Annotated in this window: 16 protein-coding genes; all 16 read right to left on the minus strand. The window is 51.8% G+C overall.

Annotated elements, in window-relative coordinates; translation table 11 throughout:
• Positions 1–72: 72 nt before the first annotated feature.
• Positions 73–297, minus strand: a complete 225-nt coding sequence (locus NA624_RS10310) for a hypothetical protein (RefSeq protein WP_000765638.1) — start codon at positions 295–297, stop codon at positions 73–75.
• A 163-nt stretch (positions 298–460) separates the two neighbouring features.
• Positions 461–1423, minus strand: a complete 963-nt coding sequence (locus NA624_RS10315; RefSeq protein ID WP_000368218.1) for an Rpn family recombination-promoting nuclease/putative transposase — start codon at positions 1421–1423, stop codon at positions 461–463.
• Between the two features lie 65 nt (positions 1424–1488).
• Positions 1489–2025, minus strand: coding sequence for a single-stranded DNA-binding protein (locus NA624_RS10320; RefSeq protein ID WP_000157065.1), 537 nt, complete (start codon positions 2023–2025; stop codon positions 1489–1491).
• 12 nt (positions 2026–2037) lie between these two features.
• Entirely contained in the window at positions 2038–2256 is a 219-nt protein-coding gene (locus tag NA624_RS10325) for a hypothetical protein (RefSeq protein WP_000958196.1), read from the minus strand.
• An 80-nt stretch (positions 2257–2336) separates the two neighbouring features.
• Positions 2337–2786, minus strand: coding sequence for an STY4534 family ICE replication protein (locus NA624_RS10330; protein ID WP_000032522.1), 450 nt, complete (start codon positions 2784–2786; stop codon positions 2337–2339).
• Positions 2787–3491: 705 nt separating this feature from the next.
• Entirely contained in the window at positions 3492–5510 is a 2019-nt protein-coding gene (locus tag NA624_RS10335; RefSeq protein ID WP_070794302.1) for a DNA topoisomerase III, read from the minus strand.
• 28 nt (positions 5511–5538) lie between these two features.
• Positions 5539–6378 (minus strand): PFL_4669 family integrating conjugative element protein, encoded by an 840-nt coding sequence (locus NA624_RS10340; RefSeq protein WP_000662487.1) that lies wholly within the window; start codon positions 6376–6378, stop codon positions 5539–5541.
• A gap of 310 nt (positions 6379–6688) precedes the next feature.
• Positions 6689–7969, minus strand: coding sequence for an STY4528 family pathogenicity island replication protein (locus NA624_RS10345; RefSeq protein WP_000035552.1), 1281 nt, complete (start codon positions 7967–7969; stop codon positions 6689–6691).
• Positions 7970–8104: 135 nt separating this feature from the next.
• A complete protein-coding gene (locus NA624_RS10350; RefSeq protein WP_000362955.1) occupies positions 8105–8353 on the minus strand; it encodes a ParE family toxin-like protein in 249 nt (82 codons plus the stop codon).
• Positions 8353–8925 carry a DUF2857 domain-containing protein gene (locus NA624_RS10355; RefSeq protein ID WP_000122404.1) on the minus strand — a complete coding sequence of 191 codons (573 nt, stop codon included), beginning with the start codon at positions 8923–8925 and terminating at the stop codon, positions 8353–8355. The genes NA624_RS10350 and NA624_RS10355 overlap by 1 nt, the downstream gene beginning before the upstream one ends.
• A gap of 63 nt (positions 8926–8988) precedes the next feature.
• Complete coding sequence (locus NA624_RS10360) at positions 8989–9711, minus strand: DUF2786 domain-containing protein (protein ID WP_001276345.1); 723 nt, start codon at positions 9709–9711, stop codon at positions 8989–8991.
• A complete protein-coding gene (locus NA624_RS10365; RefSeq protein ID WP_000167458.1) occupies positions 9698–9961 on the minus strand; it encodes a hypothetical protein in 264 nt (87 codons plus the stop codon). The genes NA624_RS10360 and NA624_RS10365 overlap by 14 nt, the downstream gene beginning before the upstream one ends.
• The gene (locus NA624_RS10370) at positions 9958–10182 is read right to left on the minus strand and encodes a TraR/DksA C4-type zinc finger protein (RefSeq protein WP_000020906.1); all 225 of its coding nucleotides are present in this window, start codon (positions 10180–10182) and stop codon (positions 9958–9960) included. The genes NA624_RS10365 and NA624_RS10370 overlap by 4 nt, the downstream gene beginning before the upstream one ends.
• Positions 10172–11971 carry a ParB family protein gene (locus tag NA624_RS10375; protein ID WP_001029722.1) on the minus strand — a complete coding sequence of 600 codons (1800 nt, stop codon included), beginning with the start codon at positions 11969–11971 and terminating at the stop codon, positions 10172–10174. The genes NA624_RS10370 and NA624_RS10375 overlap by 11 nt, the downstream gene beginning before the upstream one ends.
• Positions 11964–13328: an SPI-7-type island replicative DNA helicase gene (gene dnaB-PI / locus NA624_RS10380; protein WP_000078394.1), complete on the minus strand. Its 1365-nt coding sequence runs from the start codon at positions 13326–13328 to the stop codon at positions 11964–11966. Before dnaB-PI ends, NA624_RS10375 begins: the two co-directional genes overlap by 8 nt.
• The gene (locus NA624_RS10385) at positions 13325–14347 is read right to left on the minus strand and encodes a ParA family protein (protein WP_000551878.1); all 1023 of its coding nucleotides are present in this window, start codon (positions 14345–14347) and stop codon (positions 13325–13327) included. Before NA624_RS10385 ends, dnaB-PI begins: the two co-directional genes overlap by 4 nt.
• Positions 14348–14471 lie beyond the last annotated feature (124 nt).

Genomic DNA, 14471 nt, shown 5'->3' on the forward strand with positions numbered 1-14471 from the left:
ATTACGGCAATCGTGCGGGGATTTGGGTTAGCGCTCAATAAACAACTCTTTTTGCAAAAATGAAAAAAAACGTCAGCGGGTCTGCTTGATTCTCTTGCGCTCTTTCTCACACAGCGCCCATATCTGTTTTTCAGGCGCCGTATTACCCTGCGGTGTGTTTTTGAGCTCACAAACGCTTTCCGGCTCAGGCGGGACAACAATACGGCAAGTAAAAAAGACACCCAACAGGGCAGCTATCACACCAGTGGCAATCCCAAAGTCGAACAAGGATACAGGCCCCAGAGAAAATAGTTTCATCAGCACACCTCATTCAATCACTGTCGTGATGACCATCGTGAGGCAACACCAGGGCTGACTCAATAAACAACTCCTTTTTAAACGCCAAAAAAAACGCCGACATTGCTGTCGGCGCTCTGCATACATGGATTAACTCAATATAGCGGGTCGAGAACCCGTAATGTTAATGACGCGGTTGTTCCAGCGTCTCGCGGCTTAAGCCCGTGGATTTGATAACCACATCAAGGCTGACGCCATTGTCAAGCAGCGCATAGGCGGTCTCCAGTAACTTCTGCTGTGCCACCAGTCGCGCCTGTTCGATACCTTGTTCGATACCTTGCTGGATACCTTGCTGGATACCCAGTTGGATACCCTCTTCTTTCAGTTGCTGTGCAATTGTGCCCATGATCAACTCCTTATACTCCGGGATCTCACCGGCCAGTTCGTATAAAAACGGCGTGATACTCTCACTTGTCATGCCATTGTAGATAATATAACACAGGACGGCTTCTACCTGCTCACGGGTGTTACCGGCCAGCCGGATCAGCTGTACCACGTCTCGCAACAGTGATGCGGCATCGCGGTGTCGGATATCCCGCTGAACCAGCTCCAGTAATGCCATGCGTCGGTGAGACTGCAGATCGCTGTCCTCCATGACGCTGACATCCACCAGGGGCCACGGTCGGGAGTAAACTTCCCGCGCCAGCGCCGGTACATCGAAACAATCCATCCAGTCGGTACTGTAGGGATAAGGCCGCACCGTACCCTGATAAAACAGCAACGGCACCACCACCGGCAGCGTGTCGTTGCCTTTTTTCAAGTGGGCATCCATTACCGCCATCGAGTAACGCATCATCCGCCAGGCCATCATGCGGTCTGCGGTCGACTGGTGTTCCACAAGACAGTATATGTACCCGGCATGACCTTCTGCGGTCTCCACCGAATACAGGACATCCGAGTGCAGTTCACGAAGCTTCTGATCCACAAAACTCCCCGGTTCAAGCTTCAGCGTATCGAGACGAACCTGCGCGCGAATATCTGCGGGAAGATGCACTGCCAGGAAATCCCTCGCCGTGTCGGGCTCACGCAGAAAAAGCTTAAACAGGCCATCGTGCCCGGGCCGGTTATGGCCCTTTTCGTTATCCATTCTGTATCCTTCTCATGTTCAGAACATAATGCCTTCCACCGGAAGGCATTACTTAGCGACAGTCCTCAGGACAGGGCATACAGTGCATGTCTTGACACACTGTGCCCGAACGGCGCAAAGGGGATGTCATCGTCAAAGTCCATTGGCGGCTCACTGGCCGGATGCTGTTGAGGTGGCGTCCCGCTGTGGGAAGGCGCAGCAGGTTGCTGAGGTTGCCCCCAGCCTCCCTGTTGCTGGCCATTTCCCGCGTTACTCCGTCCGCCCAGCATCTGCATCGTGCCTGACTGGCTGACCACCACTTCTGTGGTGTACTTTTCCACGCCAGACTGATCCGTCCATTTACGGGTGCGCAGTGCACCTTCGATGTATACCAGGGAGCCCTTACGCAGATACTCGCTGGCAATTTCAGCCAGTTTGCCGTAAAGAACCACACGATGCCATTCGGTGCGCTCTTTTTTGTCACCGGTCTGCTTATCTGTCCAGGTATCTGAGGTTGCCAGACTAAGGTTTGCCACGGCGCCGCCATTTGGCATATAACGCACCTCAGGATCCTGCCCCAGATTTCCCACCAGAATAACTTTGTTTACACCTTTAGAAGCCATGAGTATCTCTCCTTAAGCCTGTTCACGCTGTGACCATGTGCCCTGTTTGAGCGCACGTTCAGCCTGAGAGTGAGTGGCAAAATACTCCACGGATTCACGGGATACCGGTCCTTCTTCATTTTGCGTGCCGATGTAATACCCGGCGCCGCTGCGAAGAACCTTTAAAGGTAAGGATAAACCGGCAAATCGGGCAGCCAGTAATCCAGTCGAAGATGAGGATGAAGTTAACATTGATTATTCCTTATACAATCAATAAGGAACACACCTTCCTGACGGAAAGTGTGTTTCCATCAGGAAGGGTTAAGAAGGTCTCAGAACGAATCTGTCGCGTACTGCTTCTGCGCAGGCTGGCTCTGTGACGGAGGAGTGGAATCCGGCTTTTCAGCCTTGTAAACAATCTCACCGTCGATTTTTATCCAGTCCACACGGATAAGACGTGTCTTAAGACTGACGCGGTTTTCACCGGCATGATCACCTTTGTTCAGCGTGAAAATGTCAGGTTTAATCCCGCTGAGAACAAAACCGATCATCACTTTTTTGTCCTCATCAGACGACTTCTGGCAACGGTTGATTAAACTCGTTGCGTCTTTGCCGGCGACGGTGACATCAAAGCGGGTATAGTCTGCATTATCTGTCGGGCCACTCAGGGCATTCAGCGTACAACAGGTAAACTTACTGTTACCGTTGACAACCTGACGCACATTGGTGATATAGCCCAGACCGTTAATATTCAGGTTAAAGTAGTTAGTTTCTTTGGACATGATGTTTCTCCATGGAGTGAAATATAAAAACGTCAGAGTGGAGAACGCATCATCCCTGTCGGGAAGTTGCATTCCCGCAGGAGGTCAGTCGAATAGGTTTTACAACTGACTGTCGAAGTCAAATTACGCCCCCGTTGTTATGTACAGTGACTTAACAACGTCTGTTCCCAGGGGTGACAGACGTACCGTCCGAAGACGCTACCTCTCAGGCTACGGCAGCATTGGCATGGGTCGCCCTAAGGCGTCAGTCTCAGACCCGCTATGACTTTGGCATGTGATCACCCGAAGGCGCTTCTCTCAGATCACTCAGAACTCACAGGCACCTGAAGCATTGGCAGTTATCCGGAGATAACGAGTTAGCGTGTTCAGTTTTAAGCCACAGGAAAGGGAAGTCAATGTGAGGTAAAAGGGAAATTAGATAACCGGAAAAAACAAAAAATGGCGGCTCCTTTCGGAAACCGCCATCGCAGAGTGCACTATGCTCTTAAGTCGAAAAAAGGCACCGTGGGGTCAGGTAACCCGGCACATATTTCACACGGTTTTTGTACCTTATAAGCCCATCCTGTTCAGGGAGATGTCTTATTGGGTTGCCGCCAGCATCACTAATGCACAAGCGATACAGACCCTGCAACCACAGGAGTGCGGCACCTTCAAGTACCGCAGTTACCATACGAAAAATGCGTCATGAAAACAACCGGGATTTTGCTACCTGAGTTTAATTTTCAGGCGCGTGGGAAGTGATGTTCTCCCCTGTCCCTGAAGGGTTTTCGCGTTTCCGCCGTCACCGACAATGCCCTTACAATCGGGGTAATTCAGACACCCCCAGAACGAACCATTTTTCCCCTTGCGCTGACTCGTTTTGCCGCCGCACACGGGACAGGGGGGGGAAGGTGGGACCTGCATGGCCAGTGGCTGTGATTTCCCCTGAGCCACTAACTGACTGACCCACTGGCTCTGTTTTGCCATAAAGTCATCCAGACTCACCCTGCCAGCGGCCACCTCATCCAACATCTGTTCCCACAGTGCAGTAAGGCCCGGATTCGTCAACGTTCCTGGCAACACATCCACCAGACTACGTCCAAGAGGCGTTGACCGCAGCGCCTTTTTCTCCCGCACTAAAAATCCACGCTTGACCAGCGTGTCAATTATCCCGGCCCGGGTTGCTTCAGTCCCTATCCCCGCATTCTCTTTGAGCACTTTTTTCAGCGCGGCATCGGTGACAAACGCCGCCGCATTGGTCATCGCGGCAATAAGCGTACCGTCATTGTAAGGGGCTGGCGGTCTGGTCTGCTGCGCCCTCTGCTCCGCCCCCTGTACCTGGCAGACCTGACCGGCCTGCATGGCAGGCAGGACAGCCTCATCACCCTTCTCGTCATCATCGGCCATTTTTCCGAACAGAGACTTCCAGCCGGCTTTCACCACCACATTGCCACGGGTACGAAAGAGCTGACCGCCTATATTAAAGGTGGCCTCAGTCGCGTCAACCTCCATCAGCGGCATGAACTGGGCCAGATAGTGCAGCCTGACCAGCTGATAAACATTGCGTTCTTCATCACTGAGCTTGCTCAAATCACCGGTGTGTTTTGTCGGAATGATGCCATGGTGAGCAGTGATTTTTTTGTCATTCCAGATGCGCGACACAAACTGCGTGTCCAGCTGCGCGACCACCGGCTGTAATGCAGGGTCAGTACCCACGACCGCAGACAGAACCTGCGGAATTTCTTCCCGCATCGAGACAGGCAGGTAACCGCAGTCGGTGCGGGGATAACTGGTAAGTTTGTGGGTTTCATACAACTTCTGAGCGATATCAAGTACCGTCTGGGCCGGCATCCCCCAGTGACGTGAACAGGCCTGTTGCAGTGAACTCAGGCTGAATGCCAGCGGCGCGGACTGTTTCTTTCTCTCCGTCTGGCTGTCAATCACGGCCCCCGTCGGTGTCTGCCGGCAAAGCTCTACCACCTGCGCCACCACGCCCGGCTGGATACAGCGTTTCTCTTCATCGCAGTACTGCGTAGCCGGTACCCACTTTGCCGGAAATGCGGCGCCGTTCACGGCAAGCGTAGCGATAACCTCAAAGTACGGCTTTGCCACGAAGTTCTCTATCTCGCGGTCACGCTGTACCACTATCGCCAGCGTCGGGGTCTGTACCCGTCCCACCGAAAGCACGTTGCCGATACCCGCCTCCCGGCCTTTGAGCGTAAACAGACGGGTCAGGTTCATACCGATAAGCCAGTCAGCCCGGCTACGGCCCACGCCGGCATAATACAACGCTTCGGTTCTCGACGATGGCCACAAATCAGACAACGCGGCACGGATACTGGCATCGTCCAGTGCCGACATCCACAGCCGGAATATCCTCCCCTGAAACTTGCAGTAATCCAGCAGTTCCCGGGCAATCACTTCACCTTCCCTGTCGGCGTCAGTGGCAATCACCACCTCATCGACCTGCTTGAGCAGACGGTTAATCACCGCGAACTGGGCTTTGGCATCCGCTTTGACCACCAGTTTCCACTGCTGGGGTAATAAAGGAAGCACCTCGGTACGCCAGGGCTTGCCATACTGCTCGCCGTAGACCTCAGGTTCCGCAGTTTCCAGCAGATGACCGCGGGCCCAGGTGACCGTCACCCCGGGGCCGCTAAGAAACCCGTCTCCCCGCTGCGTGGCCCCCAGAAACTTCGCAATATCTCTCCCCTGAGACGGTTTTTCACACAACACCAGACGCATACAGATACTCCTCGATAGCAACCCCCTGTCAGCGGGTCAGAGAATCAGTGCCGGTCTGTGGATCAACCTGTAAACGGCTTTCAGAAGGCTCTTCAGGTGCAGACATGCTTTCTGGCCGGGCATTTTTAACTGACTGGAGAAGAGCGATGCTCTCTTTACTGACCGGGGGGGAAAAAGAAGATCGTTTTTTACCCAGTAAAATATCTTCATCCAGAGAAGTCATTTGTTCCGTCAGCGCAGAACTGTTCTGAAGAATATCGCGACGGCTGATCCCGGACGAACGATATCCCAGTACCAGGCCATATGAACGATGAATTGACTGAGCCCCGCGACGCAGATAGTCATCACGCTGGGCATGAGAAATCAGACCATAATGTGATGCCTGAAAGGCTTTCAAAGCCAACTGGTCAAACCCAACCAGTAACCAGACACACCGGTATCCTACAGGGGTGCGGCTGAAAACAGAGATGTTCACGGGGGAAACAGATAAAGCTTCAGACAGCGATATACGGGCAGGGACATTTTTCAGTATGTTGTCCAGTTCAGTGACTAATCTCTCCAGCCTCCCGGTACCCCGGTTAAATTCCTGCTCGAGAAGGTACATCTTCTCATCTGCAAAAGGATCGTCCTTCAGGGAATCTTCATTTATACGGTTCACCAGATGCAGAAAGTAAGGCATTCCCATAATGCGGCGATGAGAAACTTTTCGGCCATCTTTTTCCTTTTTCTCTGTGTGCTGGCCTTCCCATAACAGGATGGCATACCGCGTGTGTAGTTCGACTGCAAGCGACGAGCGCAACGCGCCACTTCTTAACTCCGACTTTTTTTCTGTTTCATCAGAGGTGCCTTTCTCAGTATTTTCTTTCATAACTGTTCTTTCCTGTAAACTCAGAGACAGAGCAGAAAGAATGAATGAGAGGCGGCTCGTGACTCAAGGCTCAATTCATTTTCCATTTTTCGCAAAAGCGCAGAAACATCAAAACCACCTGTACATTTTTTGCACTTGCTGCCCGGGGCAGCAAGCTTACTTTTTAACCAACACTTATCTTCTGTCATCTTTATAATTGAAACGATCATTCAGGTCGCTTTTTAGGCCCCCTCCTTTTTGTCTATTTTTTGTACTTGCTGCCCGGGGCAGCAAGTTTACTTTTTAACCAGTTGCATGCGTACTATCTGATTCAGCAATTTAGCTGCTGGCGAATCCGGGCTACCATCGCTTTTACGGTTTCCTGACCTGCAGGGATGTGAGGCCCAGTTGGGCATGCAGGGATTTGTACCTCAGTGGATGAATTGGCCTGTACGACAGGTCTGGCAGGGGTTTGCTGAGGCGCAGCAGGTTCCACGTGATACTTACCCTCTCTCGCCTGTTTTAGGGTGGCCAGCAGGTAGCCCACCGGGTTGCTGATGCGCTTCTGGCGCCAGCCATTCACCACGCTGATGGCAACCTGCTCAGCCACAGACGGTGATTTCTGTGCCAGCTGGTTTAGTTGATGAGCCAGCATCGGCTGCTCATTTTCAGGCAGGATGTCCTGCAGGCCGTCAGGCCACACAAAACCCTCGGGCACCCCGGTTAACGGTTTTTTGTCGGCCTCCGGAGATACGTACGTTTTTTTAATCACACTTTGTGTGAAAGAACGTACGTTATTATGGTGCGATTTTCGAACTCTGCTGCAATCCCTTGATTCTCCACTGAGTTCTCTTTTCGAACTCAGTGTTTTCTCATCCCCACTATGACTGAGTTCGATATTCGAACTCAGTCTCTCAGCCTGATTTTTAGCGTCCTTTTCACTGAGTTCGATTTTTGTACTTGACTGTATTCGGGCGCACTGCGCGGCATCGGACAAACGAGTCAGACGTTCGGCTATCATCGTCACCCGGGAATGTCGATGCCGCATCATTGGGTCGTCCTGAATGGATGTCAGTACCTGCCATGCAGTTTCATTCACGGCCCGGCTTTTGTGCCGGCAGGCATCAGCCACCAAATCCAGCCACCCCGGGTCAAAGGTTTCCGCATCACGTGCACTCAGGGGTTCATCGTGTTGAGCATAAATATTCCCCCGCACGCGCCCTTTACCATCTCTCACTTTTTTACACAGGCTCAGCCAACCGGTCAGACGCAACATCGTCAGTGCGCGACTCACCGTCCCCCGGGAAGCCAGTCCAGCCCCCGGAGACGCCAGCAGCTGTTGCAGTTCATCATAAGAAGGGAAAATCGCCCCGTCATTCTGCAGGGCGTACTGGCGTATCATCATCCATGCGACCTTATCCAGTGGTGACAGACGGGTGTCGAGAAGCAGCGCCCGTGGATAGGCATCGTGGACATTCCCCATAAAGAGCAGACCGCTGCGCTCCTGACCTGCCTGTGCATCATTACGCATTGCCAGACGCTCCTGCATTCTGGCAAGCGTATAGTCAATGATGCTGTCGGCCGGCAGCGTACTCCGGTTTACTGGTGCCATGTTTTCTTCTCGTTGTTATATCGGTACAGATTTTTTCGCGTTCAAAAATAGCGACGATAATCATCACTGACAGAACCGGTTAGCTGAGCACACCGCCCGTCCGAAGATCGAGTGACAAGTGGGTGATGATTCCCCTCACCGCTTCAGCTCCCGGTCATAAGTCTGGTGAGACATAAATAGCCAGTTTTTTCCGGCGTCCTTACTCAGCAGACGCCAGCGCACTCCCAAATCAATCTTGAGATAACCCGTCTGACCAATCTGGCTGTAAACCCGTTTTCCCTGCTGATACAAAGTGAGAAGTGAGCGAGCCTTTAACGTTATCGACTTACTCACATGACGTGGGTCGGTTCGGTAAAACTGAAATGTGGGCGTAAACAAGTCCATCAGGCCACCTCCGTTCCGGCAGCATTTTTACGGCTCCAGACCTTGACCTGAGTCCATACCGACGTCAGATTCACGTTTTGTTCCTCAGCCATCAGCATCATGACATCCAGACCTTCCGCGCTGTCGGGACTTATCATTCCCGCATCACGCCACTGTTCCCATAACGCGGATTCTTTATCTTCTTCAGGAGAACTGCTTCGGCCTTTACGGGTCTGGATCCCCTCCAGACGCCTGCGGGCACTGACCTCTGAAGCTTCAAGACCGAAATAGGTCTGCATCATTTCGATTGAAGCCCCCAGTGCCAGTGCCCGGTCAATACGCTCCAGTCGTTTCTGTTCCCGACGCGCCTGCGTCAACATCAGGCTCAGGTTCTCATGATGGATACGCACATCCAGAACGCTGACTTTACTTTCAGACAGGTACAGCAGATCATCAGAAGATAATTCACGCAACATCCGCATCTCTTCTGGCTCAAGCCCCAGCGATTCACAACGCCGAATATTGCCGCTCTTAAGCTCCATGACCAGATTAAATAACAACGTATTGGCAGCCTGCGATAATGAATAGCTCATATTCCACTCTCCTGACGATACTTTGTGAAATTAACCACAACAGATTGTGTACCCATGAATGACTTATCCATTACCCACCTCACTGAATTGCACTTCATTGTTGCTCACCGTCATAGCCGGAAAAATCTCAGCCTGACTGCCTGCGGTCCATGCCGCGTGCCTGACTTTACTGGCATTGCGGCACCCTTCCGGCTGCCGGACTTTAGCGGGAGTCAGACTACGCTGCTGCCGGGATAACCATTGGTCGAGTACTGCTTTCTCTGATGACTCAGGCTCGACCGACTCCAGTACCGACCAGACGCCCGCCACCCAGTACAACCGGTATTCATCCATCCGGCGTCGGATGGTGGACAGCTTCAGCAACGGGTGTGTACAGGCAGTATGCAGGTAATGTTCCGCGTCACGCTTGAGTTGCCGGCATACCACGCCAAAGAGGTAGCACGCGACAGCCGGGCGTTCACCAATGCCATAGAACGTCACGCTGCGGCGCTTCTTCCTGTCACTGTGCTGATACCAGCCGTAATAGCTGCGACAACCCGCAATCATGCAGACCACAGTGACCAGCGCATTCAGCCAGCCCGGCACCGAAAGCGCATTACTGGGGATATTCCTGCAGGTTTCACTCGTTATCTCTGCTAGTGCAACGGCCTCCGGGGCCACACCGTATTTCATCATCAGCACCTGAGCCTGACGCAGCGCCACCGCCGCTTCATGAACATTGCCGGTGTTATCAGCCAGAGCCATCAGCTTTTTGATGCGTGAAAGCACTTTTTCACTCGCCGACATGGGGCACCTCCTCAACGTCCGGATATGCCACAATATCGAGCATCTCTGGGCGAATACGGGTCAGCCGTAACTGAACACCGCAGCAAGGACAGGCATCAAATACCACCGACAACCCGCGCTTTGCGCCTTCAACCACGCCACGACTTCCCGCAGGAATAACCGCAACGCCACTGCTTAACGACTGCGTTGTCACTACCGTCGCCCCCATCCACTGGTAATGTGCCCGGGGTTTTTTCAGGCTCTTCGTCATTTTTTCTCTCCCGCTTCGCGCCATTCCTGACAGTGTGTACACAGACTTACGCCGGGGATTGACTCACGGCGGGCATCAGGTATCTCATCACCACAGTCCCTGCAATGTTTGCGTGAGGTATTTCCCTGCGCCCGGAGGGCTGCCCTGATTTCAGCAATCCTGCTGTCGATGTGTATCTGCGATTCGATTTGAGCCATCGCATCATCGGTATCAATGCTCATAAATCCCCCCGTCATTGTGTTCAACTGGCATATTTCTCTGCAGTTCACGCAGACGACGAATAACACGAATAAGGCGAAGGGTTTTCACCACATGTATATCGTCAAAAACAGGCGCATCACCCGCTGATTGCGAGCCAAAAAAGTTCATGCAAAACATAAACATGTTGAACTGCTGATACGGTAAGTGACCGGAAACACCCGCCAGAAAAAGGGCAAATTCTCCTCCGTGTTCAGATACAGCGAACCCGGCCGCACCGGTACTTTTATCTTCGCTGACGTGCATCTCACAGCCCATCGCTTCCGCAAGTTCGAAAACCAGCCGATAGGCCATGTCCTGCAGATGGTCGATATCATCCTGAAGTGCCGAAATCGCCCAGATGTCGTTCACTGGCTCCAGTCCAACATTGGCAAATGCCACAGAGGACAGGGAGGCATTAGCGGGCAAAAGCGGAATATCAGATGCCTCACCGACGGCATCATGATCACCCTCAAATGAGGAGTCAGCTGTTAACAACGCCTGAGCGCCAGCAAAGGATGACGCCATGACGGCGATATTTCCGGCATCAGGAATAAATGTGGACTCTCCGGGGGGAATATCACCGGATATAACAGAGGGCCCTCCGAGGAAATCGTTCTGAACTTCAGTTTTAGGCGGACGCGATGATTCAGAAGACCCAAACCATCCCCCGGCTCCGTCATAATCATTATCTGAATCAGGTTGTTGAGTTAAGACAGCGCCGTTATTTGAAGTTGATATCAATGTTGAATCTGAAGAGGAGTTGCTCTGTTGATTATCATCGTTTTCAGCACCCGACAATGATGCAGAAGCGTTCTGCCATGCCTGACGGTCTGCATCCACCAAATGAGGAGCCACGGGCTCTGGCTCGCCAAAAAGCAAACGTTGGTTCTGTACTTTGGGATCAAGTTCGATAAGCCAGCGCTCATAGTTCAGGGAGGGATGTGGTAATGCTTTAATAAGGCTACCAATCAGCTCATCACGGAACATCTCAAATGAGTACAAATCTGGATCATCAAACTGCCTGCAAACCTCACCAAATACAGAGTTTACGTCACTTTCACTCTCGATCTCTGTACTATGCAATTTCCAGACTTTTTCGATACATGCACGTAATGACAGTAACTGTTCAACCTGATGTTTTCCCAACCCAGAAGTCAGTAATCCAGGCATATACGGGTAAAGAAACTCAACAGTATGCTCCATCCGGCTAATCATACTGTTGTGTATTGGATAGCCCTCCAGTTTCAGCAATTCGGAGAGTTCTCTCAGTGTTACTACTCGCCCCAGCGTTTCCTCATGAATAGTTCTGGCTTTTCGGACTCCTAATGCCCTGTCTATAAACGTCAGATCACCGCGAACATCATTCTCGGCCAGATGACCCAGGAGACACTTAAGTCTGCCCGGCCAGGGTTTAAACAGCACATGGAAACGGTAAAAATGCTCATCCCTGGTTTCCTCATAAAGCTCACGCAGAATGGCATAGCGAGTATTACCGCCGTCGCTGAAGATATAAGGGGAACCGGGGATATCCGGATTTTTTGTCATCTTCGGAACCGTATCCAGACCACGGGCCCGGATAGACTCCTTGATTTCATCGTACTTTGGATTACGCGTGGTGCGGGGGTTATCCGGATTCGGCGCCATCTCATCCAGTGTCAACACCATAGGCATTTCACTGGTCGGCATGATCGGGACTGCGGGCGCTGAAGAAGGCTCTTTTGCGCCCTGCAGCAGTGCATCCCCCAGATTCAGAAGCGGGGCTTTAGCCATGACTCACCTCCCCATAACCGAGGTGATACTCTGAAAAGCGCATATACTCGCCGTCGAAGCGGACTTTGACAGTCCCCAGCGGTCCCTGACGCTGCTTGCCCAGAATGATTTCCGCTATCCCGCTGTCAGGTGAGTGCTCGTTATAAACTTCATCGCGATAAAGGAACATAATGACATCCGCATCCTGCTCCAGTGAGCCGGAGTCACGTAAGTCACTGAGTGTCGGGCGTTTGTCCTGACGCTGTTCAACGCTGCGATTAAGCTGGGAAAGTGCGGCCACAGGGCACTTTATTTCTTTGGCCAGCGACTTGAGGGAGCGCGAGATTTCCTGAATTTCCTGCGTACGGTTCTCCCTGCCCGGGCAACTCATCAACTGAAGATAATCGACAAGAATGAGCGAGGACTGCCCGTACTTGCGCACATTACGCCGCGCACTGATACGTAACGTGGAAGGTGTCTGATAGCTGGTATCATCTATCAGTAACCTGCCCTCCCATGAACTGAGCTTCGCCATGGCATCGGACAGTAATGCCCACTGCCCCTCACTCAGCTGTCCCTTGCGTAATTTGTCAAAGGGCACCATGGCCAGCATTGAAAGCAGACGCAGTATCAGCTGTTGGGTTGGCATCTCTATGCTGTAGAACTGAACAGTCTTGTCGGGACTGCCTTCCAGAGCGGCAACGGCATGTTTCAGCGCTTCTGCCGTTTTCCCCATTGATGGCCGGGCGCCCAGTAAAATCAGGTCACCGTCCTGCCAGCCACAGGTTTTCTCATCAAGCTCAGCAAAACCCGTCGGAGTACCCGTCACACCGCTTCCCCCACTGACTGATTCCAGCCAGCCGACCGTGTCAGCAACCTGAGTGGTGACGCTCAGACAAAGTTCGGGGTCACTGGCCTGCTGAGCAAGACTGAATAACTGCTTTTCGGCCTTTTCAATCAGACCAGATATATCTGCATCACCAACTGAAGCCTGTTGATGTAACTCATGCCCCAGCTTCACCAGCCGTCTCTTGCGACTGTACTCACGTACAATTTCGGCATAGGCAACAATATTGGCGGCGCTGGGCGTGTTTTTTGATAGTTCGGCCAGATAAGCGAAGCCCCCGCACCGCTCAAGCAGGCCTTTTCGCTCCATGGATTCGGACAGGGTAATCAGGTCAATGGGCTGGCCGGCACTGACCAGACGCTCGATCTCCCTGAAAAGGAGTTGATGCTGGCCATAATAAAAATCACCGGAATTAAGAAGCGGCGCAATTTCATCCCAGCGGTCGTTATCGAGCATCAGGCCACCCAGAACGCCAGTTTCAGCCCCGACGTTAAACAGCATGGATTCTGCAGAAACAGATATCTGGCTCATACCTCATCCGCCTCCTGACCAAATCCCGGCTGAGGCCTGTTAATCAGAACCACATCAAACTTGTCTTTCCATTGAGGAAATAACTCACAGACCAGATGGTGCATGGACTCCGCTGCCGGCAGGCTTACACGGTCAGTTTTATATTCAAGACGATGAACTGGCTGCCCGCACGCATGCCCACGTTTGTAGACTTCCAGTTGTTCTATTTCGGTATTCAGCATCGATATGGCAATACGGTCTGACTGAGGGTACTGACCTTTATCCACGATTGCCTTGAGTTCGTTGAGGGTGTTTCGATCCAATACAGTGGGTTCAACACAGTTGGCGAGAATTCGAATATCGGGAATATGGATACCGTAGGGCTCCAGAACCAGAAGTTTGGATAAAAGACGTACAGTGCCACGCAGGAACTCGCGTACATCGGGTAAAATCGGCTTGATAACCCCCATAACGCTTTGAGTCGCCGCGAGCACCACGAGCTCCACCATCACCCCGCCAGCGCCTTTGGAATCGACGATTATGACGTCATATTGTCTGAAAAGAGGATGCTGCAGGACATTACGCAGACGCATTCTGCCATCTGCTGCATGCAGCATATCATTGGAAAGGCGATCGTCGGGATCGTTGGAAATGATGACGTCAAGATTGGGAATGATTGTGCGGGAAATTATGCTTTCAGGATTACTTAAATCGGCAGTCTGCATGAGCAATTCATACAGGCCACAGGGCGCTTCATAGAGAAGTTTAAAAATACTGCTGGCTGTTGGCTGATTATAATCACCATCGATTAGCAGTGTTTTCAGACCTGCATCGGCGGTATAACCCGCAATATTTCCCGCCTTAGTTGACTTACCTTCTCCACCTTTTGTTGAAACAACAGGTAAAACAACAGGTAAAACAACAGGATATACCTGCTCCTGAAAACCAGACAGGCTTTTGTTGCCCTCAATAACTGACAGTGAACTTTTAATACTCCCTGCCAACAATGAGGTACGGTCAAGATCGATTCTATTGTGCATTTTGTCCACCTGAACATGATTCAGGAGTACAAAATTGCTAATTTATAGTTAATTAGAACAAAACTAATTGCTTAAATAACGTTAAATTACTGTGTTTTTCGGCGATCTGATTGAAAATCCCCGT

The organism is Salmonella sp. NW38, from assembly GCF_051807745.1.
Lineage (GTDB): Bacteria > Pseudomonadota > Gammaproteobacteria > Enterobacterales > Enterobacteriaceae > Salmonella > Salmonella enterica.

Bases quoted from the DNA above. Each gene is read 5' to 3' on its own strand.
- NA624_RS10310 (WP_000765638.1), bottom strand. From the start codon at position 297: ATGAAACTATTTTCTCTGGGGCCTGTATCCTTGTTCGACTTTGGGATT.
- NA624_RS10315 (WP_000368218.1), bottom strand. From the start codon at position 1,423: ATGGATAACGAAAAGGGCCATAACCGGCCCGGGCACGATGGCCTGTTT.
- NA624_RS10320 (WP_000157065.1), bottom strand. From the start codon at position 2,025: ATGGCTTCTAAAGGTGTAAACAAAGTTATTCTGGTGGGAAATCTGGGG.
- NA624_RS10325 (WP_000958196.1), bottom strand. From the start codon at position 2,256: ATGTTAACTTCATCCTCATCTTCGACTGGATTACTGGCTGCCCGATTT.
- NA624_RS10330 (WP_000032522.1), bottom strand. From the start codon at position 2,786: ATGTCCAAAGAAACTAACTACTTTAACCTGAATATTAACGGTCTGGGC.
- NA624_RS10335 (WP_070794302.1), bottom strand. From the start codon at position 5,510: ATGCGTCTGGTGTTGTGTGAAAAACCGTCTCAGGGGAGAGATATTGCG.
- NA624_RS10340 (WP_000662487.1), bottom strand. From the start codon at position 6,378: ATGAAAGAAAATACTGAGAAAGGCACCTCTGATGAAACAGAAAAAAAG.
- NA624_RS10345 (WP_000035552.1), bottom strand. From the start codon at position 7,969: ATGGCACCAGTAAACCGGAGTACGCTGCCGGCCGACAGCATCATTGAC.
- NA624_RS10350 (WP_000362955.1), bottom strand. From the start codon at position 8,353: ATGGACTTGTTTACGCCCACATTTCAGTTTTACCGAACCGACCCACGT.
- NA624_RS10355 (WP_000122404.1), bottom strand. From the start codon at position 8,925: ATGAGCTATTCATTATCGCAGGCTGCCAATACGTTGTTATTTAATCTG.
- NA624_RS10360 (WP_001276345.1), bottom strand. From the start codon at position 9,711: ATGTCGGCGAGTGAAAAAGTGCTTTCACGCATCAAAAAGCTGATGGCT.
- NA624_RS10365 (WP_000167458.1), bottom strand. From the start codon at position 9,961: ATGACGAAGAGCCTGAAAAAACCCCGGGCACATTACCAGTGGATGGGG.
- NA624_RS10370 (WP_000020906.1), bottom strand. From the start codon at position 10,182: ATGAGCATTGATACCGATGATGCGATGGCTCAAATCGAATCGCAGATA.
- NA624_RS10375 (WP_001029722.1), bottom strand. From the start codon at position 11,971: ATGGCTAAAGCCCCGCTTCTGAATCTGGGGGATGCACTGCTGCAGGGC.
- dnaB-PI (WP_000078394.1), bottom strand. From the start codon at position 13,328: ATGAGCCAGATATCTGTTTCTGCAGAATCCATGCTGTTTAACGTCGGG.
- NA624_RS10385 (WP_000551878.1), bottom strand. From the start codon at position 14,347: ATGCACAATAGAATCGATCTTGACCGTACCTCATTGTTGGCAGGGAGT.